Source organism: Amycolatopsis sp. lyj-84 (assembly GCF_046549075.1).
Taxonomy (GTDB): Bacteria; Actinomycetota; Actinomycetes; order Mycobacteriales; family Pseudonocardiaceae; genus Amycolatopsis.
In genome coordinates, this window is record NZ_JAJPWO010000016.1 from 138,442 (window position 1) to 161,250 (window position 22,809).

Annotated in this window: 21 protein-coding genes; 6 read left to right on the top strand and 15 right to left on the bottom strand. The window is 68.7% G+C overall.

What is annotated here, in order from left to right; translation table 11 throughout:
- Positions 1–203: 203 nt before the first annotated feature.
- Both ACLJRM_RS36755 and ACLJRM_RS36760 read right to left on the bottom strand, forming a co-directional pair.
- Positions 204–1,745: a glycerol-3-phosphate dehydrogenase/oxidase gene (locus ACLJRM_RS36755; protein WP_410600251.1), complete on the bottom strand. Its 1,542-nt coding sequence runs from the start codon at positions 1,743–1,745 to the stop codon at positions 204–206.
- Complete coding sequence (locus ACLJRM_RS36760; RefSeq protein ID WP_101610787.1) at positions 1,742–2,305, bottom strand: TetR/AcrR family transcriptional regulator; 564 nt, start codon at positions 2,303–2,305, stop codon at positions 1,742–1,744. Before ACLJRM_RS36760 ends, ACLJRM_RS36755 begins: the two co-directional genes overlap by 4 nt.
- A 97-nt stretch (positions 2,306–2,402) precedes the next feature.
- Between ACLJRM_RS36760 and ACLJRM_RS36765 the strand changes: the two genes are divergently transcribed.
- Positions 2,403–4,022, top strand: a complete 1,620-nt coding sequence (locus ACLJRM_RS36765) for an FAD-binding oxidoreductase (protein ID WP_410665689.1) — start codon at positions 2,403–2,405, stop codon at positions 4,020–4,022.
- Here the strand turns inward: ACLJRM_RS36765 and ACLJRM_RS36770 are convergent.
- From ACLJRM_RS36770 to ACLJRM_RS36785, 4 genes are all read right to left on the bottom strand, one after another.
- Positions 4,000–4,647 carry a gamma-glutamylcyclotransferase family protein gene (locus ACLJRM_RS36770; protein WP_101610786.1) on the bottom strand — a complete coding sequence of 216 codons (648 nt, stop codon included), beginning with the start codon at positions 4,645–4,647 and terminating at the stop codon, positions 4,000–4,002. The two genes, ACLJRM_RS36765 and ACLJRM_RS36770, sit on opposite strands and share 23 nt — an antisense overlap.
- On the bottom strand, positions 4,641–5,735 hold the full coding sequence (locus tag ACLJRM_RS36775; protein WP_101610785.1) for an S-(hydroxymethyl)mycothiol dehydrogenase: 1,095 nt from the start codon (positions 5,733–5,735) through the stop codon (positions 4,641–4,643). The genes ACLJRM_RS36770 and ACLJRM_RS36775 overlap by 7 nt, the downstream gene beginning before the upstream one ends.
- Before the next feature lie 145 nt (positions 5,736–5,880).
- Positions 5,881–7,143 (bottom strand): peptidase C39 family protein, encoded by a 1,263-nt coding sequence (locus tag ACLJRM_RS36780; RefSeq protein ID WP_410665690.1) that lies wholly within the window; start codon positions 7,141–7,143, stop codon positions 5,881–5,883.
- Positions 7,144–7,265: 122 nt separating this feature from the next.
- Positions 7,266–8,987, bottom strand: a complete 1,722-nt coding sequence (locus ACLJRM_RS36785) for a TIGR03767 family metallophosphoesterase (protein WP_410665691.1) — start codon at positions 8,985–8,987, stop codon at positions 7,266–7,268.
- 172 nt (positions 8,988–9,159) lie between these two features.
- Between ACLJRM_RS36785 and ACLJRM_RS36790 the strand changes: the two genes are divergently transcribed.
- Positions 9,160–9,594 (top strand): hypothetical protein, encoded by a 435-nt coding sequence (locus tag ACLJRM_RS36790; protein ID WP_410665692.1) that lies wholly within the window; start codon positions 9,160–9,162, stop codon positions 9,592–9,594.
- A 180-nt stretch (positions 9,595–9,774) separates the two neighbouring features.
- On the opposite strand, the gene ACLJRM_RS36795 is transcribed toward ACLJRM_RS36790, so the two are convergent.
- Positions 9,775–10,374, bottom strand: a complete 600-nt coding sequence (locus tag ACLJRM_RS36795) for a TetR/AcrR family transcriptional regulator C-terminal domain-containing protein (protein ID WP_410665693.1) — start codon at positions 10,372–10,374, stop codon at positions 9,775–9,777.
- Positions 10,375–10,432: 58 nt separating this feature from the next.
- On the opposite strand from ACLJRM_RS36795, the gene ACLJRM_RS36800 reads away from it, so the two are divergent.
- Positions 10,433–10,888, top strand: coding sequence for a hypothetical protein (locus ACLJRM_RS36800; protein ID WP_410665694.1), 456 nt, complete (start codon positions 10,433–10,435; stop codon positions 10,886–10,888).
- Here ACLJRM_RS36800 and ACLJRM_RS36805 read toward each other — a convergent pair.
- Both ACLJRM_RS36805 and ACLJRM_RS36810 read right to left on the bottom strand, forming a co-directional pair.
- Positions 10,857–12,119 carry an ABC transporter substrate-binding protein gene (locus tag ACLJRM_RS36805; protein ID WP_410665695.1) on the bottom strand — a complete coding sequence of 421 codons (1,263 nt, stop codon included), beginning with the start codon at positions 12,117–12,119 and terminating at the stop codon, positions 10,857–10,859. The genes ACLJRM_RS36800 and ACLJRM_RS36805 overlap by 32 nt on opposite strands.
- Positions 12,120–12,220: 101 nt before the next feature.
- Complete coding sequence (locus tag ACLJRM_RS36810; RefSeq protein ID WP_410665696.1) at positions 12,221–13,858, bottom strand: long-chain fatty acid--CoA ligase; 1,638 nt, start codon at positions 13,856–13,858, stop codon at positions 12,221–12,223.
- A gap of 450 nt (positions 13,859–14,308) precedes the next feature.
- On the opposite strand from ACLJRM_RS36810, the gene mihF reads away from it, so the two are divergent.
- Complete coding sequence (gene mihF, locus ACLJRM_RS36815) at positions 14,309–14,620, top strand: integration host factor, actinobacterial type (RefSeq protein ID WP_005155963.1); 312 nt, start codon at positions 14,309–14,311, stop codon at positions 14,618–14,620.
- A gap of 107 nt (positions 14,621–14,727) precedes the next feature.
- The gene (locus ACLJRM_RS36820; protein ID WP_410665697.1) at positions 14,728–15,876 is read left to right on the top strand and encodes an isochorismate synthase; all 1,149 of its coding nucleotides are present in this window, start codon (positions 14,728–14,730) and stop codon (positions 15,874–15,876) included.
- A gap of 164 nt (positions 15,877–16,040) precedes the next feature.
- Here the strand turns inward: ACLJRM_RS36820 and ACLJRM_RS36825 are convergent, their stop codons facing one another.
- Positions 16,041–16,730: a 4'-phosphopantetheinyl transferase family protein gene (locus ACLJRM_RS36825; protein WP_410665698.1), complete on the bottom strand. Its 690-nt coding sequence runs from the start codon at positions 16,728–16,730 to the stop codon at positions 16,041–16,043.
- On the bottom strand, positions 16,727–18,067 hold the full coding sequence (locus ACLJRM_RS36830; RefSeq protein ID WP_410665699.1) for a cation:dicarboxylate symporter family transporter: 1,341 nt from the start codon (positions 18,065–18,067) through the stop codon (positions 16,727–16,729). The genes ACLJRM_RS36825 and ACLJRM_RS36830 overlap by 4 nt, the downstream gene beginning before the upstream one ends.
- A gap of 126 nt (positions 18,068–18,193) precedes the next feature.
- Here ACLJRM_RS36830 and ACLJRM_RS36835 point away from each other — a divergent pair, with 126 nt between their 5' ends.
- Positions 18,194–19,363: an acyl-CoA dehydrogenase family protein gene (locus ACLJRM_RS36835; RefSeq protein WP_410665700.1), complete on the top strand. Its 1,170-nt coding sequence runs from the start codon at positions 18,194–18,196 to the stop codon at positions 19,361–19,363.
- 74 nt (positions 19,364–19,437) lie between these two features.
- Here ACLJRM_RS36835 and ACLJRM_RS36840 read toward each other — a convergent pair whose 3' ends face one another.
- The 4 genes from ACLJRM_RS36840 to ACLJRM_RS36855 are packed head-to-tail and all read right to left on the bottom strand — an operon-like array spanning position 19,438 to position 22,781.
- Positions 19,438–19,767 carry a hypothetical protein gene (locus tag ACLJRM_RS36840; RefSeq protein ID WP_101610774.1) on the bottom strand — a complete coding sequence of 110 codons (330 nt, stop codon included), beginning with the start codon at positions 19,765–19,767 and terminating at the stop codon, positions 19,438–19,440.
- 58 nt (positions 19,768–19,825) lie between these two features.
- Positions 19,826–20,461, bottom strand: coding sequence for a TetR/AcrR family transcriptional regulator (locus tag ACLJRM_RS36845; RefSeq protein ID WP_101610773.1), 636 nt, complete (start codon positions 20,459–20,461; stop codon positions 19,826–19,828).
- A gap of 35 nt (positions 20,462–20,496) precedes the next feature.
- Positions 20,497–22,041 carry an AMP-binding protein gene (locus ACLJRM_RS36850; RefSeq protein ID WP_410665701.1) on the bottom strand — a complete coding sequence of 515 codons (1,545 nt, stop codon included), beginning with the start codon at positions 22,039–22,041 and terminating at the stop codon, positions 20,497–20,499.
- Positions 22,038–22,781, bottom strand: coding sequence for an enoyl-CoA hydratase/isomerase family protein (locus tag ACLJRM_RS36855; RefSeq protein WP_410665702.1), 744 nt, complete (start codon positions 22,779–22,781; stop codon positions 22,038–22,040). The genes ACLJRM_RS36850 and ACLJRM_RS36855 overlap by 4 nt, the downstream gene beginning before the upstream one ends.
- Between the last annotated feature and the right edge of the window lie 28 nt (positions 22,782–22,809).

Consider the following 22,809-nt stretch of genomic DNA (forward strand, 5'->3'; position numbering starts at 1 on the left):
AGCGTCGGACAGGTAGAGAAGGTCCCCTTCGTTACCTTCAGGGTAGGCAAGGAGGCCTTCACGGACCTTGGGAGATGCCGAGAGCCGAGCGTGTCGCGAAAGCCACTTTCGCGACGTCTGGTGTCCCGAAAGTGGCTTTCGCGACATCCGGGGACGGGTTCCGGCGGGCGCTTCTCACCGCATTTAGCGGACTAAACGCGGTGTCAGACGAGTCCGGCGAGCGACTTGTCGACAAGCTCCTGGACGCGGGGACGGGCCGCTTCGGCCTCCGAAGCGACCAGGCCGAGCCGCGTGCGGCGCTCCAGGACGTCCTCGACGTCGAGCGCGCCTTCGTGCCGCACAGCCCACACGACCTCGGCCGCGCTGATCTCGGTGCCCGCGAACAGGGGAAGGCCCAGTTCCGGATCGACCTCGCCGAGCGCCGCGATCCGGGGCGCCTCGGTGCCGTACTTCGCGACCAGCCGGGCGGGTGCGTCCACAGTGGACAGCCGATGCCGCGGGGTCGCGCCGAGCAGGGGAAGCCGGGACGTGGTCGACGGCCCGGCGCGGAGCCCGGACCGCTTCAAGGCGGCGTCGACGGCGTCCTCGGCCATCTTCCGGTACGTCGTCAGCTTGCCGCCGACGACGGTGAGCACGCCGTCGGCGCCGGTCACCACCGCGTGCTTGCGCGAGAGATCCGCGCTGCGCCCGCCGCCGCCTTCGACCAGGGGCCGCAGCCCGGCGAACGAGCCGTCGACGTCGGCGCGGGTCAGCGGCCGGGTGAACGCCGTCGACGCCACCTCCAACAGGAAGTCCACATCGGACTCCGGCACGGACGGCACGCGCGGGACCGGGCCGTCGGTCGGCTCGTCGGTGACCCCGACGAACACGCGGCCGTCGGGTTGCGGCAGCAGGAAGACGAACCGGTTGTTCTCGCCGGGGACGGGCACGTTGACCGACGTCGCGCCGATCGGCGCCGACCCCGGAGCCAGGATCAGGTGCGAGCCGCGGGACGGCCGCAGCCGCACCGACTCCGCCAGTTCGCCCGCCCAGACGCCCGTCGCGTTGATCACCTGACCGGCGCGGATCTCCACTTCCTGTCCGGTGAGCCGGTCCCTGGCCAGTACCGAATCCGCGGCGAGCCGGAGCGCCTCGACCCTCGTCAGGATCTTCGCGCCGCGTGACGCCGCCGTCCGCGCGAGGTTCACCACGAGCCGGGCGTCGTCGGTCAGCGCGCCGTCGTAGGCCAGCAGCGCGCCGCGCAGGCCTTGGGGAGACAGGCCGGGGGCGAGCGCGAGCGCCTCCGCGGCCGGGATCGACCTCGGCCGCGGCAGTACCGACGCCGGGGTGCCCGCCGCGCGGCGGAGGCCGTCACCGGCGACGAGGCCGGTCATGATGAACGCCTGCTGGCCGCGGGAGGTCTTGCGGTACATGGGGAACAGCTGCGGGATCGCCCTGGTGAGATGCGGCGCGGTGCGCGTCATGAGGATCCCGCGTTCGACGGCGCTCTCGTGCGCCAGCGCCAGGTCGCCCTTGGCGAGGTAGCGGAGCCCGCCGTGGACCAGCTTGCTGGACCAGCGCGAAGTCCCGTACGCCAGGTCGTACGCCTCGATCAGGGCCACCGAGAGTCCGCGCGCGGCCGCGTCCAGCGCGATCCCGGCGCCGGTGACCCCGCCGCCGACGACCGCCAGATCGACCCGCTCACCGCCGTCGAGCGCCGCGAGTTCCCGCTCGCGTCGCAAAGCGTTGAGCGAGCCCGGCGTCATGGCCGCAGCGCCGCGTCGAGCACCTGGGCGAACTCCGCCATCAGGTCGTCTTCGTTCACATCCGCCGTCGCGGGACGGAAGGAGAACGCGAAGGACTGGATGAGCATCAACAGGGTGCGCGCCTGCGAAGGCAGGTCGCCCTTGCGGATCGAGCCGTCCTCCTGGCCCGACCGCAGCAGGTGCAGGATCACGCCTTCGGCGAACCGCTGGGTCTTCCCGAGCCGCTCGACGATGTAGGGCAGGACGAGTTCGGGGTCGAGGTCCAGCAGGGTGCGGAAAAGCGGGTCACCCGACAGCGCGGTGACGGCGGTGGTCGAGCTCCGCACGAGCCGCTCGCGGAAGTGGGCCGGTTCGTTCTCCGGTTCCGCGGCGCCTTGCAGCAGGCCGCCGAACTCGCGGGTCATGAGGGTGGCGAGCACGCTGCGCACGTCCGGGAAGCGGCGGTAGACGGTCATCCGGCTGACCTTCGCGGTGCGCGCGATCTCCGCGAGCGTGGTCCGCCTCACGCCGACGGCGAGCACGCACTTCTTCGCCGCGTCGAGCAGAACGTCGTCGGACACGCGTGTCGAGGCCTGGCGGGATCGGGTGTCCGCCAGCGCCGAGACGCCTGTTTCCGCAGGTGAGTGACGTTGTACGTCCATATGTAACACTGTAGTCGTGACGGAGCTTATTGACCACCGGTTAAGACGGTCCTGGACACCGGAATCCGGTGACGCGGCCCACCTTCCGGCGAAGGCGTTGCGGTGGCTCGTCCAGCGTATCGGTCCGCTGGGTTCGGCGGCGCCTTTCGCGCCCGATTCGGCGCTTCCCGTTCCCGATTCGGCGCTCGGCGAACAGCCGAAACGTGACCTCGAGGAACTCGTCGGCGCGGAGAACGTCCTGGTGGCACCGGGGGAGCGGCTCGCGCGGGCGAGCGGTTTGTCCTATCTGGACCTGCTGCGGCGCCGGGGGTTCGGTGATTTTCCGGTGCCGGACGCCGTCGTCCTGCCGGAGAATCCCGGCGAAGTCCAGGCGGTACTGGAAATCTGCGCACGGCACGACGTCGGCGTCGTCCCGTTCGGCGGCGGGACGTCCGTGGTCGGCGGGGTTTCGGCGCTGCGCGGGGACAAGAGCGCGGTGATCGCGCTCGATCTCACCAGGCTCGGCGAGCTGGTCTCCGTCGACCCGGTGTCCCGGATCGCGGTCCTGCAGGCCGGGGTCACCGGGCCGGAGGCCGATCGGCTGCTCGCCGCGCACGGCTTCACTCTCGGGCACGTGCCCCAGTCCTACGAGCGCGCCACCATCGGCGGATACGCCGCGACCCGGTCCGCCGGGCAGGCCTCGTCGGGTTACGGCCGGTTCGAGGACATGGTTTCGGGTGTCCGGCTCGCGACCCCGCGTGGCGAATGGAAGCTCGGCGTCGCGCCGGCGTCGGCGGCCGGACCCGACCTGCGGCACCTCGCCATCGGCAGCGAAGGCGCGCTCGGCGTGATCACCGAGGTCGCCCTCCGCGTCCGTCCCGTGCCGGAGGTGCGCCGTTACGAGGGTTACGTCCTCGACGGCTGGGAGAACGGCACCGCGGCGGTCCGCGAACTCGCCCAGCGGCACGTGCTCGCGGACGTCACCCGACTGTCCGATGTGGACGAAAGCGAAGTTTCGCTGGCACTCAACGACAGCTGGAAGACCAAGGCGCTGCGCCGGTATCTCAAGGCGCGGGGGATCGCTCATCCCTGCCTGCTGATCGTCGGCTGGGAAGGCGCGTCGAAACGCGAGGTGGCCCGGCGCCGTCAGGACACCACCCGGGTGCTGGAGCCGTTCGGCGCCGTCCGCATCGGCACGGCCCTCGGCGAATCCTGGCGCCGCGGCCGCTTTTCCGGGCCCCGGCAGCGTGACGCCCTGATGGACAAGGGTGTCTGCGTCGAAACCCTGGAGACGGCCGCGTACTGGGCGGAACTGAGCGACCTGCGCGACGCCGTCCGTGCCGCGCTCACCGCCACGCTCGGCCGGGCGATCATCATGTGCCACGTCTCGCACGCCTACGAAACGGGCGCGTCGCTGTACTTCACCGTGCTCACCGCCCGCGACGAGGCCGATCCGATCGGCCAGTGGCAGCGGGCGAAGGCCGCGGCTTCGGAGGCGATCACCGGGATCGGCACCATCTCGCACCACCACGCCGTCGGCGTCGACCACGCGCGCTATCTGGCGCCGGAAATCGGTGACATCGGCGTCGAGGTGCTGCGGGCGGCGAAGAAGGCCGTCGACCCGGCGGGGATCCTCAATCCCGGGAAGCTTCTTTGACCAGCGCCCCGGTGTCGATCAGCGTGCAGTCCAGGCCGTGCGTCTCGGCGGGGATCCCTTCCAGCGCCGCGGCCCGGCGCTGTTCGAGGTCGGCGACGCGGATGTGCCTGCCGTCCACCAGGATCGGCAGGCGGATGTCGGCGGCGCCGACATAGGCGACCACGTCGTCGAGCACGGTGCCGTCGTCGAGGGTGATGGCCGGGGCGGTCAGCCGCACCAGCCGGTAGCGCTGGCCGTTGCCCTCGCAGCGGTCGAGCACGGCGAGCTGATCGGGGGAAGCGAACCAGACTGAGTGCTCCTCGACGACGCCCGGGGCGGCGGCGAGCGTGGCCGGCCGCTGCCCGTCCCGGAACCGCAGGCCGGACGCCCACACCGCGGCGAGGTCGGTGCAGCGCGCGTGGCAGACGACGACGGGGCCCTCCAGGCCCATGTTCTTCCGCAGCCAGGTGATCTTGGACGGGCACGCGTTCGACCCGTAGGCGAGGACGGCCTGGCGTTCGCGCCAGCCCTCCGGCGCGGTGTCGAGGCTGTGCCCGGCGCCGTCGAAGTGGACGAACGAGTGACCCGGCCGCGCCCCCGGATACGGGTCGGCGGGGAAATCGGCGTCGGCGAAGAGTTTCACCACGTCACCACACTACGGAGGACGTCCCCGTGGTGCATGCGCTCGAAGGCCTGCTCGACGCCGTCCAGGGCGATCCGCTCGGTGACGAACTTGTCGAGCGGGAGCCTGCCCTGCAGATAGAGGTCGATCAGCATCGGGAAATCGCGTGAGGGCAGGCAATCGCCGTACCACGACGACTTGAGCGAGCCACCGCGCGAGAAGAAGTCGATCAGCGGCAGGTCCAGCCGCATGTCCGGGGTCGGAACGCCGACGAGCACGACCGTGCCCGCCAGATCGCGGCCGTAGAAAGCCTGACGCCACGTTTCCGGCCTGCCGACCGCGTCGATCACGACGTCCGCGCCGAACGAATCGGTGAACTCCTGGATGGCTTCGACGACCTGGTCTTCGCTCAGTCCCTTGCTGTTCAGTGTGTGCGTCGCGCCGAAGCCCTTGGCCCAGTCCAGTTTCCGGTCGTCGGTGTCGACGGCGATGATGGTCTTCGCGCCGGCCAGGTTCGCCCCGGCGATCGCCGCGTCGCCGACCCCTCCGCAGCCGATGACCGCGACGGAATCGCCGCGGGCCACCGCCCCGGTGTTCAGCGCCGCGCCGAGACCGGCCATCACCCCGCAGCCGAGGAGCCCGGCGACCGCGGGTTCGGCGGCGGGGTCGACCTTCGTGCATTGTCCACTGTGGACGAGTGTCTTCTCGAGGAACGCCCCGACGCCGAGTGCGGGCGACAGGGCGGTGCCGTCGGCCAGTGTCATCGGTCGAGCGGCGTTGAACGTGGAGAAGCAGTACCAGGGCTTGCCCCGGCGGCAGGCGCGGCAGGTGCCGCAGACCGCGCGCCAGTTCAGGATCACGTAGTCACCCGGTTCGAGATCCGTGACGCCGTCACCGACGGCCTCCACGAATCCCGCGGCCTCGTGGCCGAGCAGGAACGGGAACTCGTCGTTGATCCCGCCCTCGCGGTAGTGCAGGTCGGTGTGGCAGACGCCGCACGCCTTGACCGCGACGACGGCCTCACCGGGCCCGGGATCGGGCACCGTCACGGACTCCAGTGAGACCGGTTCACCTTTGGCTCGGGAAACGACGCCCTGGACCTCGTACGGCATGCTTACCTCCGAGTGAGTTCTCTAGGCAGCTTGCCACGGAACCAACTCGGATCGCGACATCCGCACGGGTGCGGTGTCGTCCATCCATGCCCCCGCCGCCACCCTCAAGGGATGCGCTGCGCGCGCGGAATCGTTTCAGTGCGCGCTAGCGCGGCGTGATGATGTAGGCGACGCCTCCCGGAGCGCCCGAGACCCCGCCCGTGGTGTTGTACCGCTTGGTGCGCTGCCAGATCGTCTCGAATTGGTGTCGCTTGTAGACATTTCGGACCCGGTCGTTGCTGTTGGCGGCCGGATCGTTCGCGATCACGTCGCCGTCCTTCGTGAAACCGACGACGACCATGATGTGCCCGGCGGTGCCGTAGCCCGCGCCGTCGAGTTCCTCGGCCTTGAACGATTGTGAAGTGATCACCGGAATGCCGCGCGCGATGTAGCTTTCGAGTTCGTTCAAGGAGTGCAAACGGGTGATGTGCCCACGCAGTCCGAGTGAAGCGGCGTACGCGGTGTTGAACGGCCAGTTGCCGGTTCCGTCGTAAGCGTGATCGAAGGTGTAGCGGGCGGCGTACGCGACGGTCGGATCCACGTAACCCCTCGGGATCCACGTCATGTCCTCGCGCTTGGGCCGTTTGCCCCAGTACTCGGCGACCATTTCGGTGGACGTCGGGCTGCACCAGCTCTCGCCGCCACCGCCGTACTCGGGAAACTGTCCTTTGTGGAGATTCTGGGCGTAGGCGGGCACCTTGAGCTCGATGCCGGTGGCGCGGCCCGGTTTCGTCGCCCGGACCTCGAACCGGTCCGGGACCAGCGACGTCATCGCGCCGAGCGAGGTCACCGACGGCGTGGCGCGGGAACCGGCCTCGCGGTAGAGGCTGATCCGCAGTTGATACGACCGGAGCGCGACGCCCGCCTTCATGACCAGCGTGTCGACGTCGACAGCGGCGTTGGCGTCGCTCTGGCCGTCGACGCTGGTGCGCTTGATGTCGGCGTCCCCGCTGGCCCACCGGCCCATGACGTACCAGGCCGTCTCGGTGCCCGACGAGGTGCGGCCCTTCGCCTCGATCTTGATCCAGGTCTTGGCCGGTGTCTTCGCGTTCCACGAGGCGACCAGCTGGGAGGCGTCGAAGCCGTGCTTGTGGCTCTTCGACGTCCACTGGCCGTATTCGTAGGTCTTCGTGGTGCCGAGCGCGGGTTCGGTGTGCTCGATGGTGCCGATCGGGCGATCGATGCGCAGTTCGCCGTGGTGGAGGTCGAGCCCCTCCAGCCTGCCGTCACGGAAACCGCGCTGACCGGACCATTCGTGATAGTCGATCGACTCGTCGTCCGGCTTGGCCGGGCTCGCCTCCACCGTCTGTGCCGTCACCGCGGACATTGTCGCGATCGTCAGCAGCGTGACCAGCCCTCGTATCCGCATCGCGGCTCCATCCCTCGGGTCCACCCAGTAGGGAAGGGATTTTCGCCGGTCGCGCGAGGTATGTAAACAGTTGTCTGCAAGACGGCCCGAGTCTGTGTCACTTTCGCGACCGGCCCCGCGTGTCAGGCGAGGGGGTTCGGCAGCAGGAGTTCGGTGTTCTGGTCCTGAGCCGTCCCGACGGCGCCCAGCGAAGCGTGGATGTCGTTGTACGAGAACTCTCGGTACAGCGACGCAAGCGCTTGCGTCGAGGTGTCCGAGTAGTCCGCCTCATACGGCGCTTCGGCTTCGATCAGTGTCGTGAACAGCGACAGCGTGCCGTCGGCGTTGTCGGCGACCTCGATGATCCGCGCGTGCTGCGGGAAGTCGATGTGCGAAGCGGTGTTGATCTCCCAGAAGCCCTGCTTCGCCGTTTTGCCGGGGTGCGGGGTGATCTTGTTGTGGTGCGTGTGGCCGTTGACCCACGCCAGCACGTTCGGGAACCGGTTCAGCAGCGAGACGAACGTGTCGCCGTTGAGCCGCAGCTCCAGCGGATGCCGCGCGTCCGGGAGCACGTTGCCCATCGTGTCGCTGGTGTGGTGGCTGAACAGGATGAACAGCTCGTCCGTCACGTTCTGCGTGACCTTGCGGCCGAAGAAGTCGTGGTACACCGAGCTGTTGCGCTTGAGCGTGTTCTCCACCCAGGTGAACTGTCCGAGCCCGATCGACCCGTCCGCGAGCCCGGCCATCGTCGTGGTGTCGAGGCTGATGCCGACGACGCCCGGCGCGATGCGGAAGGTGTAGTACACGTTGCGCCCGTCGGCGTTGTTGCCGCTGAACCCGTGGCCGACCGGGCCGGGGCCGGTGTTGGCGGTGTCGAGGTGGTGCCGCACGAACTCCGCGGTGCTGAACGGCCGCCGCCGCGCGTCCGGGGTGATCTCGCGGATCGTGCCCGAGCCGCCGAACAGCTCCGTGATCGGGACGCCCGAGCCGGAGCCGATCGCCTTGGCGAGTTTCCGCGACGTCGTCTCGTCCTTGCCGATCACCTTGAAGCGGCCGGTGTACCAGGCGTCCATCCCCGGCAGATCCGGCAGCGTGCCGACGATGCTGTCGTCGTGGTTGCCGAAGGTGCAGAACCACGGGATGTCGAGACCGGGTGAGGTGAAGGTGTTCGAAGCCGCGCCGAGCAGGCCGGGCAGCTGCGGGAAGCCCTTCTTCGTGTAGGCGTCGTCCAGCGTCTTGCCGGGGTTCCAGTAGTGCGAGGACCCGGACGTCTGGACGCCTTCGTGCGCGTTCGGGTCGCCGGACGTCGGGTTCACCGTCCCGCCGTTGAGCACCTTGAGGAACCACTCGAGCTCGATCAGCTCGTGGTTGTCGGTGTTGTCGCCGGTGGTGACCATGAAATCGATCGCCCGCCCGGTGAACGGGCCCGTCTTCAGGCTGTTCACCCGCTCCACCAGCGCCGTCGTCGCGACCGGGCCGAGCGTCTCCTGCGGCCGGTGCGCCGAGCCGATGAACGGGTGCAGGTATTCGAACCGCGCCGGGCTCTCGGCGTCGGTGAAGTGCAGATCGGTGAACTGCGCGAACGACGCCATCGCGCGGCGCCGGTCGTCGCGGCCGGACTTCGGCGCGGCGAGGTCGCCCCGGACGACGAGCGGCCAGCCGGGACCCGCCGTCAGCCGCGTGTAGCCCGGACCGCTCTTCAGCGGAGCCGCGGCGGATTCCAGCGTGGTGCCCGCGGTGCGCGTCGCGCGAGTCGTCGTGCGCGCCAGCGCCCGGTCGAGCGCGTTGGCGGTCGGGGTGCACAGCAGCAGGCCGACGCCGGCGGCGCCCGCCGCGGTGAAGGTTCGCCTGGAGATGTCGGACATGGCGGTGCCCCTACTCGTCGCGGGTGGGTGTCGCGGAAGGACGATGCCGGACGACGTTAGCCGTGGGGTGAACGCCAGAAAAGGGTAATGCGAAGATTTGTCACGTTCGGCCGAATGCTTTCGTCGCCATGGTGGTTAAGCTGGTCGCTCGGCTGGTGAGGAGGTGGCCCCGGTGGGTGCTTCGGCATGGTCTGTCCGCGGCCGGTTCGAGGGAGATCCGGAAGCGGCGCTGGACGCGATGAAGGCGCGCGTCTTCGCGGAGGGCGACTATCTCTGGGAAGAGGACGAACTCGGCCGCCCGGATTCGGTCGAGGAGCTGTACGAAATCGAGAGCGTCCAGGAGTCCGGGACCCATTCGGTGCTCGACGTGCACGAGTTCATCAGCGCCACCGGCGAGGACGACTTCGGCACGATCCGGCCCTTGACCGACGCCGAACTCCTCACCGCCTTCGGGACCGAGGAGCCGTCGGTCGCCGGCTTCGACGAACTCGACAAGGCGGGGCAGCTGCCGTACGAACGCCGCCCGCGCTGGAGCGCGAACTGCGCGCTGCTCTACGAAGACGACGTCGCCGTCGAGCTGGCGATCTGGGGCGTCTCCGGCGACTAGCGCCGGGCTTCGAGTCCGGCACCGACACCCGGGATGGCGATCAGGGTGCCGGTGCCGAGTGGGTCGGGGTGGTCGTGAGTGGCGATTCGGGTTAGAACACGAATCGCCACTCACGACCACCTGTACCGCCCCCGGCCCTCACCCCTTACCTCGGCCCCTCACGCCTTGAACCTCCGGCGACTAGAGCCGGGCTTCGAGCCCGTCGAGAATGACCTCGACACCCAAGTCGAAGACGTCCTCCCCGCTTTGGCGGGCGAAAGCCGGGCCGAGCCTGCTCACGTGGGGATAAGCCGCGAGTCGTTCGAGGAACCCTTCGTCCGGCTTCCGCGCGGGGAGGGTTTCCACCGAGGCGAGCACGTGTGCCGTGAGCAGCCGCGAAATCCCCGCCGTGTCCTCCTCGGAGAAGCCCGCCTCCAACAGGATCCGCGCGGTCGTCTCGATATGGCCCAGCCGATGCGGCCCGGTCGGCGGCCGTTCCCGCAGCAGCGCGGCCGCGTCCCGGTGGCGCAGCAGCAAAGCCCTGAACTGGCGGAGTCCGCTCGCGAGCTGTTCGTGCCACGGCAGGTCCTGGTCGATCTCGAAGGCGTCGGCGCAGATCGCTTCGGCGACCAGGTCCAGCAGTTCGGCCTTGTCCTTCACGTGCCAGTAGAGCGTCGGCGAGCTGACGCCGAGCTTCGCCGCAAGGCGCCGGGTGCTCAGCTCCGCGAGACCCGTTTCGTCGAGCAGGTCGACGGCCGCGTCGGTGATCTTGGCGAGGTCCAGCGAGCCTTTGCGTGCCACCCGCGGACTCTATCAGTGATAGATTTGTCTCTATCGCTGATAGAGAAGGGGGGAAGTGATGCTCTGGACACCGAAGATCCGCCTGGTCACGGTGCTGTGCTCGATCGTTTTCGTGGCCGGGACGGCGCTGCAGAACTACGTCGTCATCGATCTGGACCTGATCGAGGCGAGCATGCGGCTCAAAGGGGTGGAGACCGGCGACGCGCCCGCCTACCTCGGCGCGTTGCGGCTGGTGGGGAACATCTTCATCGTGGGCAACCTGCTCGGCCTGCTCGTCTGGTTCCGGTGGCGTTGGCTGTTCTGGCCGGTGCTCGCGGTCAACGTCGGCCAGGCGCTCGGTGTGTACGTCGTGCCGTTCGAGGTGCACCGGGCCGCGATCGACGAACACGGCTGGCCGGGCGTGCTGCCGTCCCTGGTCACCGACGGCGGCGCGGTGATCCTGTCGATCCTGCTGATAGTCGCTTATGTCCGTTCGCGCCGCCTCACGCGGACAGGCGACCCAGTTCGGCTTTGACCGCTTCGACCGCGGCCTTCGTCTCGGCGACCGGATCGGCGCCGTCGCGGGCGATCTTGCCCAGCGCGTCGACGAGCGCGGTGTTCGCCGTCGGTGTCCACAGTGGACCGGCGGCGCGGCCGTTCTCCCGGATCAGCTTCGCGGCGTCGGTCCCCGGGGTGGCCTTGTCGAGCACACTCAGCCGCGCGGGCAGGTGGAAGCCGAACCTGGTGGCGAACTCCTGTTGGAAGTCGGTGCGCTCCAGCCACAGCCATTTGACGAAGTCCTTGGCGGCGTTGGGATTCAGGCTCTTGGAATGCACCATCGCGCTCAACCCGCTGACCGGGACGGACGCCGCGCCCGCCGCGTCGAGCCGGGGGAAGGCCAGGACACCGAAGTCGTCCTTCATGGTGTCCTGGATCTTCGGCAGGTTCCACAGCCAGGTCCACTGCATGGCGGCGAGCCCGTCGATGAACGGGATCGGATCGGCCCAGTCCGTCGAAGCGCCCAGCAGCAGCGAACCGTTGAGGTCATGGAGTTTCGCGAACGCTGTCGCGGCACGGGGATCGTCGAAGCCGACGGCCTTGCCGTCCTTGAGGTAGTCGAGTCCGGCGGCCCACAGCAGGGGCCCGGCGAGTGCCGCGGCGCCCGCGTCGTTGCCGGCGAACAGCCCTTTGACGCCGTCCTTGGAGAGTTTCCTCGCCGCGTCGACGAGCTCGTCGAGCGTCTGCGGCGGCTGAACCCCGGCCTCCTGCAGGAAACTCTTGCGGTAGAAGAGAACCTGGGTGTCGAGTGACTGCGGGATGCCGTAGAGCTTGCCGTCGACGGTCTGCGCCGCGAGCACGGACTGGTTGAAGTCGTTGCGCACGGGCCCGATGACGTCGTCGAGCGGGACGAGGAGGTTCTGCCGGACCCGGTCGACGGTGACGTGGCCTTCGAAGACGTCCGGAACCGGCCCGGCCTGCAGCGCGGCGTTCAGTTTCGTTTCGTAGTCGTCGGGATTCCATTGCACCGCGACCTTGGACTTCTGGTACGCGGCCGCGTAGCGCGTGACGGCTTCCTGGACACCGGCTTCGGGATACGGGTGGTACCACTGCGCGAGGTCCACCGGCTTCGGTTTCGGCCGGGTCACCCCGGCGGAGTAGGCCGTCGAGGGAGGCGGGCTTCCTGATTGGACGGTGTTCGACCCGCAGGCGGACAGCACGGTCGTCCCCGCCAGTGCCAGGAACGCGCGCCTGCTTGTCTTACGCACCAACAGAACCCTTCGTCGAACGCCGTGAAGGCCATCTTGTGGGAACTAGCGTCCCTCAAGATGGCCTTCACGGAAGGGCAGGCGCGCGGGAGATTAACCCGTTAGAGCTGACTGATGTCGAGCTTTCCCTCGGAGTGGAACGCCCGCAGCCGCTTCTTGTCGAACTTGCCGACACTCGTCTTGGGGACTTCGTCCACAAAGGTCCAATTCTCCGGAAGCTGCCACTTCGCGACCTTGTCGGACAGGAACTCGCGCAGTTCCTCGGCCGTCACGGTCTGGCCCTCCTTGACCACGACGGCGACCAGCGGGCGCTCGTCCCACTTCTCGTCGGGGATGCCGACCACGGCCGCCTCGGCCACCGCGGGGTGGGCCATCACCTGGTTTTCCAGGTCCACCGAGGAGATCCACTCGCCGCCGGACTTGATGACGTCCTTCGCGCGGTCGGTGAGCGTGAGATAGCCGTCCGGGCTGATCTTGCCGACGTCGCCGGTGCGCAGCCAGCCGTCGTGGAACTTCTCCGGGTCGGGCTCGTCACCGGTCGTGCTGCTGTAGTACGACGCCGCGATCCACGGGCCCTGCACCTCGAGCTCGCCGACACTTTCGTTGTCCCACGGCAGTTCCTCGCCGTTGTCGCCGATCAGCCGGGCGCTGACGGAGGCGGGGAACCGGCCCTGCGTGTAGCGGTACTCCCACGCCTTCTCGCCGGCCGCGGCGGCGGGCGGACGCGCGACGCTGCCCAGCGGCGACGTCTCGGTCATGCCCCAGGCGTGCAGGATCGGCACGTTGTAGCGGTCTTCGAACGCGTGCATCAGCGACGGCGGCGCGGCCGAGCCGCCGACGACGACCTCGCGCAGATGCGAGATGTCCTGCGGGTTCGCGTCGAGGTGCGAGAGCAGGCCCTGCCAGATCGTCGGGACGGCGCCGGCGAAGGTCGGCTTCTCGGCGTCGAGCATCTGGGCGATGGGCGCGGGCTGGAGGAAGCGGTCCGGCATCAGCAGCGAGGCGCCGACCATCAGCGCGGCGTACGGCATGCCCCAGGCCATCGCGTGGAACATCGGGACGATCGCCAGGGCCTTGTCGTGCTGGGCCAGCCGCATGCTGTCGGTCATGGTGACCTGCATCGAGTGCAGCCAGATCGACCGGTGGGAGTACGCGACGCCCTTGGGGTCACCCGTGGTGCCCGAGGTGTAACACATCGCGGCGGCCGAGCGCTCGTCCACGTCGGGCCAGTCGAAGGTGTCCGGCTGGCCCGCCAGCAGTTCGCTGTACGAGTGGACCTGGACGCCGTCGGGCGCCGGGAGGGTGGAGGCGTCGCCGTTGGCCACGATGACGTGACGCACGGTCTTCAGCTCGGGCAGCTGCTTGGCCAGCAGCGGGACCAGCGTGCCGTCGACGATGACGACCTGGTCCTCGGCGTGGTTGGCGACGAAGACCAGCTGCTCGGGGAAGAGCCGGATGTTCAGCGTGTGCAGCACCGCGCCCATGGCGGGAATCGCCAGGTAAGCGGCCATGTGCTCGGCGTTGTTCCACATGAAGGTGCCGACGCGCTGGTCGCCGGTGATGCCCAGGCTCCGGAGGGCGTTCGCCAGGCGGGCAGCGTGTTTGCCGAGCTCACCGTAGGTCTCACGACGGGCTTCTGAACCGGTCCAGGTGATGACTTCGCTCTCGGAGTGCACCGTGGTGCCGTGGCGGAGCAGCCTGCCCAGTGACAGCTGTCCGTCCTGCATCGTGCTCAACATCGTGTACTCCCGTGGTGCTCGTTCTCCGGTGAACTGGGGTTGGGCCGACTCTAATCCGGGTCGGGTGAACTGGTCAGTAACCTCGCAGGCAACCGTTCGGTCACAGTGTCGCGCTAACGGGTGTTCGCCGGTTCGGGTCAAGATCATCAATAATTCGTATTTTTCCTGCCATGAAACGAAAAATGGCTAACAGTGCGAAGTGGCGGCATCGCTCATAAGGGTGATGAACGCCATCGAATCGCCGCCCGAATGGCGTGTTTCCGCAGGCTGGGGCGGGTTGCCCAGGTCGTGGTCGAGGGGTAATAAGTGCGTGTCGGTTTCACGGCCGAGGAACGGGTGGCGTTTACTGGAGCCGTGGTACAGAGACGGCTGGCCAGCGCTTGCTCTCGCAAGCATGGTTAAAGGCCGTCGGCCGCGAAAGCGGAGACCTGAGATGAAAGGACTACTACGTTGGCTCTGCCCACGTTGACTCCGGAGCAGCGCGCCGATGCCCTCGCCAAGGCGGCTGAGGCTCGCAAGGCGCGCTCCGAGCTGCTTGCGTCGATCAAGTCCGGCAAGGAGAGCATCGACAAGGTGCTCAAGCAGGCCAAGGAGAACAAGACCATCGGCAAGACGAAGGTCACGCAGCTGCTGAAGGCCGTGCCCGGCCTGGGCGCGGTCAAGGTCGCCGCCCTGCTGGAGCAGGCCGGGATCGACCCTGACCGGCGTGCAGCCGGTCTGGGTGAGCGGCAGCGCGAGGCCCTCCTCGAGGCGCTGAAGTAACGCTTCCGCCCAGGTCACGGGCTGTCCAGGGGAAGGTGCTGCCCGAGAGGCTGTTGCCCGGGCAACACTTTCCCCTGGTCTCAGCCGGAGCCTGGGACGCTGGTGGGGTGACGACCAGTACCGCACCGGCGACCCCGGCAGACCTGGCCGCCCGCTACGAGTGGGGCGACTTTCTCCTGGCCACGGCCCGGCACGCGCTCCTCGCGAGCGGGGCCGCGGCCACCGCGACCGACACCGATCCGGTGCGGCTGTCCCGGGCACTCCCGGGGCTGTTCGCCGGCACCGGCGCTCCGATCGCGGTCGGCGTGCTGCCCTTCGACACCAGCGAGGGCACGTCGACGCCTGGTCACCTGGTCTTGCCCCGCGCCGTGCACCGCGCGTCGTCCGATCGCGGGGCCGTACCGCCGCGCACCGCGCTCCCGCAGCCGGTCAAGGTCACTTCCGTGCCCGAACCGGAGGCGCATCTGGCCGCCGTCCGCGCGGCCGTCTCGGCGCTGAGCGACCGGGACCTGCGCAAGGTCGTCCTGGCCCGCGCGCTCGATCTCGACTTCTCCGAAGCCGTCCCGGTCGCCGACGTCGTCCGGAACCTGGCGAACGGCAACCCCCGGCACACCACCTACGCCGCGCAGCTGCCCGGCGGGCAGACGCTCGTCGGCGCCACCCCCGAACTCCTGTTGTCCCGAACCGGCGGCGCCGTGCTTTCCCGGCCGCATGCCGGGTCGATGCCCCGGTCAGCGGACCCGGCGATCGACAAGGCCCATGGTGAGGCGCTCCTGGCGTCCGAAAAGGACCACCTCGAACACGCCGTGGTGGTGGAGTCCGTCGTCGAGATCCTGCGGCCCTTCTGCCGGACCCTCGACGTCCGCGGCCCCGAGCTGGTCTCGACGCCGGCGATCTGGCACCTCTCGACGACCGTCACCGGCGAGCTGGTCGACCAGGACGTCACCGCGCTGGACCTCGCCGCCGCGCTGCATCCGACACCCGCGGTCTGCGGCACGCCGACCGGCGCCGCGCGCTCGCTGGTCGGGGAACTCGAGCCGTTCGACCGCGCGTACTACGCGGGCGCCGTCGGCTGGGTCGACGCGGCCGGGGACGGCGAGTGGGCCGTCGGGATCCGGTGCGCGGAGATCGCCGACACCTCCATGCGGCTGTACGCCGGTGGCGGCATCGTCCCCGCTTCCGACCCGCGGACCGAACTCGACGAGACCTCGGCGAAGTTCCGCACCCTGCTGGCCGCCATGGGCCTGGAGATCTAGAGCGTCACGCGTTTCGTCCTCTAGTTGCGATCCTTGCGCGTGCGACTCGGCCAAGTCTCGTGAGTGGTAAGTGACGGGGTGAAGGCCCCTTTCCCCTCGTCAGACGCCGCGAAGGGCCCCATCGCCGCGTCGCATGCGGCGAAGGTCCCCTTCAGCCCTCGGGGTCAGAGGGTCACGAAGTCTTCGGTCACCGAGATCTCGTCGGACGTCAGCAGCGCGACGGCGGCCCGGTAGCCCTCGGCCGCCTTCAGGTCCGCGAGCCGCGTCCGTTCCGGGTCGAGGGCCGGGTGGCTCGAGCGGGTCAGCCGCGCCTGCTCGTCGTACCCGGAGAACGTGATGCTCTGCAGCGGGATCTTGAGGCCCTTCCCGGTGGCCTTCATGACGGCTTCCTTGCGCGTCCAGTACGTGAAGAACGCCGTCGCGCGCTGCTCGTCGGGCAGACCGGAGATCGCGGCCTGCTCGGTCGGGGTCAGCGCGTACTCCATGAGCGAGTCTTCGGCCCGCCTGGTGGCCGTCTCGACGTCGAGGCCGACCGGCGTCCCCTCGGTGGCCGCGACGCCGATGAGGTCGCCGGAATGCGAGATCGACAGCATCAGCGGCGCCCCGGGCACCCGGGGGCGGCCGTGCGGTTTGCCGCAGTCTTCGCAGGTCGCGTCGAACTTCACGTCCTCGACGGCGAGGCCGAGGCGTTCGGCCGTGACGGTTTTCGCCAGCACTCGGCCGGTCAGGAACCGGCGTTTGTCGATGTCCTGACGGTAGCTGTCGTACCGGCCTTGCTCGAGTTCGTCGAGCAGGGCCAGGAACCGGGGTTCAGTGGGCAGGGGCGGGGACCAGCGGACCGCACATTCGATCACGTCTCCCTTTTTACCCGATCCGCACTGGTATCACTCGAATGTTCGTCGAGCAGCGTCGCTTCGTCGAACGGTGACCGGCCGTCCAGGGTCCGGTCCAGCTGCTCGCGGTCGATCTCCTTGGTCCAGGTGCCGATCAGCACGGTCGCGACGGCGTTGCCCGCGAAGTTCGTCAGCGCGCGGGCCTCGGACATGAACCGGTCGATGCCGACGATGAACCCGACGCCGTCCACCAGCTCCGGACGGTGCGACGACAGCCCGCCCGCCAGTGTCGCGAGCCCCGCGCCGGTGACCCCGGCGGCGCCCTTCGACGCGATGATCATGAACACCAGCAACGAGACCTGCTCGCCGATGGTCAGCGGTTTGTCGAGCGCGTCCGCGATGAAGATGGACGCCATCGTCAGGTAGATCGCGGTGCCGTCGAGGTTGAACGAGTACCCGGTCGGCACGGTGATGCCGACCACGGATTTGGAGACCCCCGCGTGCTCCATCTTCGCGATCAGCCGCGGCAGCGCCGATTCGGACGACGAAGTCGACAGGATCAGCAGGAACTCGCGGCCGAGGTACTTCAGCAGCTTGAAGATGTTGACCTTGGCCAGCAGGCCGATGATCAGCCCGAGCACCACGAACACGAACAGCGCGCAGGTGATGTAGAAGCCGAGCATGATCACCGCGAGGCTCTGCAGCGCCTTCCAGCCGGTCTCGCCGACGACGGCGGCGATCGCGCCGAACGCGCCGACCGGGGCCGCCCACATGATCATCGCGAGGATCCGGAACACGAGCCGCTGGATGTGCTCGATGCCGCGGCGGATCGGCTCGCCCTTCGTGCCGAGCTTCTGCAGCGCGAATCCGGCGAGCAGCGCGACCAGCAGCGTCTGCAGCACCTCGCCCTCGGTGAACGCCGAGACCAGCGTCTTCGGGATGATCCCGAGCAGGAACTCGACGGTGCCCTCGCTCTTGGCGATCTGGTCCTGGCCCTTTTCGGCGATCTCGGGGGTCAGGTGCAGGCCGGTGCCCGGCTGGAGGATGTTGCCCACGACCAGGCCGATGACCAGCGCGACCGTCGACATCACGAGGAAGTAGCCGATCGCGAGCCCGCCGACGCGGCCGACCTTCGCCGCCTTCGCCACGGAGCCGACGCCGAGCACGATCGTGCAGAAGATGATCGGCGAGATCATCATCTTGATCAGGTTCACGAACCCGGTCCCGAGCGGCTTCAGTTCCTTGCCCAGCGCGGGGAAGAGGATGCCGACCGCGATGCCGAGGACCACCGCGGCGATCACCGCCAGATAGAGGTAGTGGGTCCGGTCGCGCTTCGCCGCGGGTGCTTCCGTGCTCATGGGTGCCCTTCGACGAGACGAGAACAGGTTGCGAAAACTTATGACAACTTCTCGGCGAACGACAACCGAAGCGGTACGCTGAGCTAAGCGAGCGCTTAGTCAATGCCGAACAGGAGCGGGCTGACCATGGATTTCTCTCTGAGCGTCGAGGAACGCGAGGTGCGCGACTGGGTCCGCACGTTCGTCCAGCGCGACCTGATGCCGCGTGAGCAGGAGGTGCTGCGCCGCGAACGCGCCGGTCAGCCCGGCCTGACCTCCGATGAGCTGCGCGAACTGCAGCTGAAGGCCAAGGAGTCCGGCTTCTGGGGTGTGCAGACGCCCGAGGAGTACGGCGGCATGGGCCTGTCCGCGGTGATGACCGCGTTGCTGGAGGCCGAGCTCGGCCGCACGTTCGTGCCGTTCCGCTTCGGCGGCGCCGCGGACAACATCCTGTACTACGCCAACGACGAGCAGAAGGAGCGCTACCTGCTCCCGACGATCTCGGGCGAACGCAAGTCGTGCTTCGCGATCACCGAACCCGGCGCGGGCTCGGACGCCAAGGCCATCCGGACGACCGCCCGCAAGGACGGCACCGACTGGGTCATCAACGGCGAGAAGACCTTCATCACCGGCGGTAACGAGGCCGACTTCGTGATGGTGTTCGCGATCACCGACCCCGAGAAGGGCGCGAACGGCGGCGTCACCTGCTTCCTCGTCGACCGCGACGCGGGCTGGAAGTCCGAATACATCGACACCATGGGCGAATGGGGCCCGGCGGCGCTCGTCTTCGAGGACGTCCGCGTGCCGGAGACCCAGATCCTCGGCGAACTCGGCCACGGCTTCGACCTGGCCATGCAGTGGATCGGCGCCGGCCGCTACCTGCTGCCCGCCCGCGCGATCGGCTCCTGCGAACGGCTGATCTCGATGGCCATCGAGCACGCCAACACCCGGGAGACGTTCGGGCAGAAGATCGCCGAGCGCCAGGCCATCCAGTGGATGATCGCGGACTCCGGCACCGAGCTGGAGGCGTTGCGCTGGCTGGTGCTGCACGCCGCCTGGCAGGTCGACCAGAAGCTGGACTCGCGGCACGCGCAGTCGATGGCGAAGCTGTACGGCGGGGTGAAGGCGAACGAGATCGTCGACCGCGTCCTGCAGATCCACGGCGGAATGGGCTACACGCGGGAACTGCCGGTCGAGCGGTGGTACCGCGAACTGCGGCTGCTGCGGATCTACGAGGGCACCGACGAGATCCAGCGCCGGACCATCGCGCGGAACCTGCTGAAGGGGCACGTCAAGGTCGGGGGCACCCTCGGCTGAGGCGTGCGGCACATGCAATGAAGGGGACTTTCATGGCAAATTTCGCCAGGAAAGTCCCCTTCATTGCGTCGGTCCTAGTCGTCGTCCTTCTTGCCCCGCATCGCGATCGGGACCCCGGCCAGGTCCTCCTCGTTGCAGAGAAGCTTCACGTCGTAATACGGCGAACCCTGGCGGTCGTCATAGTCGAGATGGACGGCCAGCACATCGACCGGTTCCCCGAGCCACTCCTGAGCCTGGCGTAGCCATGTCGCGCACCGTTCGAGGGCCGTGGGCAGGTCGTCGTCGCGGAATCCCACCGGGCGGTAGGGGACGTCCTGCACCTGATCACGGGGGTTCGAAGGCACCGGCAACGCCGGCGAGAGACCCGAGTCGTCCAGTTCGAGTTGGATCGTTTGCTCAGTCACCCTTCGAGCGTCCCCCAGAGAAGCCGTCTGAGCAAGGCGTACCGTCCTAAAGTCGCCGCTAAACGGGCACTCGCCACACTCCCGAGACCACTTCACGGCAGTTTTGCAGTGCCGTGACATCCAGATGACGTTCACAGGCGAGCGCCCGCAGGGCCAGTTCCGCGTAATGCGAGGCCAGCTGGTCCAGGGTGAGCGGCCCGCGCGGCGAATACCAGCGAGCGACCCCGCTGCACATCTCCACCAGTGCGAGCCGGGTGACCGAAGGCTGGTCGGTGTGGAAGACACCCGCCGCGACACCGTCTTCGATGGCGTCCGCCCACAGCCTTTCGTAGGCATCGCGCAGCTCCACCACTTCGGCCCTGGCGCCGGGGGTGAGCGCGTGCACCTCGTTGTCCACCACGCGGGTGTCGTCCGGCTGGATGGCGTGCGCGAGGACGTGCAGCGCCACCAGGGATCCGAGCCGCGACACGGGATCGGCCAGCCCGGCGGTCGCCTGCTCGGCCGCGTCGAGCAGCCGCCGCAGCGACTCGTTCATGATGGCCACCAGCAGGTCTTCCTTGGTGCCCATGTAGTGGTACAGGCTGGCCGAGGACAGCTCCGCCTCCTGGGCGAGGTCCCGGATGCCGGTGCCGTGGAAACCCTTGGTGGCGAACAGTTTCACCGCGGCCTGACGGACCCTTTCGCGGGTGTTCACGACCCGAGGTTCTTTTTCCCGCCGAGGGTCCATGTTCACAGCCATTTTTCAGTGACCCTGTCCCACGAACCGGCGCGGAGGTCTTCCGCCTTCTTCAGCTCGCCCTTGGCGACCCGCTCCGACGGCGTCATCGGCAGTTCCTCCGCGAAGGCCCAGAACCGGGGAACCTTGAAGTAGGCCAGTTTCGCCGAGCAGAACTCCGCCAGTTCGGCCGGTTCGCACTGGTGGCCCTCGTTTTCGTCGAGGACGAGGTACGCCTTGACCTCCTCGCCGCGGAGCTCGTCCGGCACCGCGACGACGGCGGCGAGCTTGACCGCCGGATGCAGCTGCAGTGCCCGTTCGACCTCGTCGGCGGAGATGTTCTCGCCGCTGCGGCGGATCATGTCCTTGGTACGGCCCACGTAGTACACGCGGCCTTCTTCGTCCATTGTGGCCAGATCGCCGGTGTGGAACCAGCCGCCGTCGAACGCGCGCCTGGTCGCTTCGAGGTCGTCGTGGTAGCCGTGCATCAGCCCGACCCCGCGGATCAGCAGCTCCCCGGTTTCCCCGCGCGGCAGGGGTTTGCCGTCGGCGTCCGCGATCATCACCTCGCGCGTCGGTGCGGGCCTGCCGAGGCAGCCGGTGCCGATCGTCTCTTCGTGATCCGCCGGGTACATCCGGATGTCGCCGCCGGTTTCGGTCATGCCGAAGGCCTCGTACCAAGGCGTGTCCCAGCGCGCTTCGAGCGCGGCGTGCAGGTCTCGCGGGATGGCCGACGCGCAGATCGCGCGGACCTGGTGTGCCTTGTCCAGCTCGCTTTCCGGCTGGCGCAGCAGCAGCGTGGGCATCAGGCCGAGGCAATAGAACCAGGTGACGCCGTGTTCGCGGACCTTCTCCCAGAACGTGGAGGGATGGAACCTGTCGAGCACCACCAAGGTCGCGCCGCCCGCGAGCCCCAGTGCGACGTTCCACTGTGGATCGATGTAGTGGAACGGCTGCGCGGTCAGGATGACGTCTTCCGCGCCGACCATGGGGAACTCCGTGGCCAGGCTGATCGCCAGTGTCGTCCAGTACCGGTTCGGCAGGACGCAGCCCTTGGGGGCGCCCGTGGTGCCGGAGGTGTACTGGAGGTTGACCGGGCGTTCGCCTTCGCTGGTGAAGGCCGGGCCGCCGCCGGAACCGGTGAGTTCTCCGGGTGTCAGCACTCGCTTCAGCGAGGTCTCCGGCGCGATCTTGTGCAGCAATTCCAGGAATTCTTCGGCCGCGACGGCGAATTTCGCGCCGGAATGCCGGAGCACGTGGGCGCCGTCGAATTCGCGATAGCCGGTGTTGACCGGCACGAGCACGCCGCCGATCTTGGCCAAGGCCAGCCACAACAACGGGAACTCGGGCTGGTTCCGCAGCATCACCGCGACCCTGTCGCCCGGCTCCACGCCGAGGTCCAGCAGCGCGTTGGCGAACTCCGTGCTGCGCGCGTCGACGTCGGCGAAGGTGAAGCGCTCACCGGTGGAGTCGAAGATCCACGCCGTTTTGCCCGGCCAGAGCGCGGCGGCCCGGCTGGTCAGCCCGAGGAGGGTGTCGATCCCGGCGAGCGAGGTCATGTCCGGCTCCGGAACGCTTCGGCCGACGCGAGGACGGCGGCGGAGTGCTCGGTGATCAGCGCGTGGCTGACTTCGAGTTCGAGCGCGGCGTCGAGCGAGCTGTCGATGCCGGAATCGAGGGCGCGTTTGGCCATCGTGGCCGCGGCGGCCGGATGGGCGGCGATCCGGGCCGCCCAGTCGAGCGCGGTGTCCATCAGGTCGTCGGCGGGCAGGACGGCGTTGACCAGGCCGAGTTCGTGCGCCTTGGCGCCGCTCACACGTTCGCCCAGCAGCAGGAGTTCCTTGGCCTTGAGCGGGCCGACCAGCAGCGGCAGCAGCCGCGACGCCGCGCCCGTGACGCTCAGGCCGAGCGAGACCTCGGGGAAGGCGAACACCGCGTCTTCGGCGGCGAGGATCAGGTCGCAGCCCATCGCGAACTCGGCCCCCGCGCCGATCGCGTACCCGTGGACCGCGGCGATGACGGGCTGGCGCAGCCCGCGAAGGCGGCGCGTCACGTCCTGTAGCCGGTCGAGCCTGGGGCGTGAATCACCCTCCGGGGTGGGCTCCTTGAGGTCGTGACCCGCGCAGAACGCGCGACCCCGGCCGGCGAGCACAACCGCCCGCGCGTCCGAGTTCGCGGCCGCGTCGAGTGCTTCCAGCAGGTCGTCGACCAGTTCGGCGACCACCGCGTTGAGCCGTTCGGGGCGGTTCAGCCAGATCACGCAGATGCCGTCGTCGAGTGCGTAGTCCACGGTGCTCATGTCACCGAGCCTAGACGACCGATCGATC

Bases quoted from the DNA above. Each gene is read 5' to 3' on its own strand.
- ACLJRM_RS36755 (WP_410600251.1), bottom strand. From the start codon at position 1,745: ATGACGCCGGGCTCGCTCAACGCTTTGCGACGCGAGCGGGAACTCGCG.
- ACLJRM_RS36800 (WP_410665694.1), top strand. From the start codon at position 10,433: ATGCTCTGGACACCGAAGATCCGCCTGGTCACGGTGCTGTGCTCGATC.
- ACLJRM_RS36775 (WP_101610785.1), bottom strand. From the start codon at position 5,735: ATGCCGTACGAGGTCCAGGGCGTCGTTTCCCGAGCCAAAGGTGAACCG.
- ACLJRM_RS36835 (WP_410665700.1), top strand. From the start codon at position 18,194: ATGGATTTCTCTCTGAGCGTCGAGGAACGCGAGGTGCGCGACTGGGTC.
- ACLJRM_RS36810 (WP_410665696.1), bottom strand. From the start codon at position 13,858: ATGTTGAGCACGATGCAGGACGGACAGCTGTCACTGGGCAGGCTGCTC.
- ACLJRM_RS36855 (WP_410665702.1), bottom strand. From the start codon at position 22,781: ATGAGCACCGTGGACTACGCACTCGACGACGGCATCTGCGTGATCTGG.
- ACLJRM_RS36850 (WP_410665701.1), bottom strand. From the start codon at position 22,041: ATGACCTCGCTCGCCGGGATCGACACCCTCCTCGGGCTGACCAGCCGG.
- ACLJRM_RS36830 (WP_410665699.1), bottom strand. From the start codon at position 18,067: ATGAGCACGGAAGCACCCGCGGCGAAGCGCGACCGGACCCACTACCTC.
- ACLJRM_RS36785 (WP_410665691.1), bottom strand. From the start codon at position 8,987: ATGTCCGACATCTCCAGGCGAACCTTCACCGCGGCGGGCGCCGCCGGC.
- ACLJRM_RS36780 (WP_410665690.1), bottom strand. From the start codon at position 7,143: ATGCGGATACGAGGGCTGGTCACGCTGCTGACGATCGCGACAATGTCC.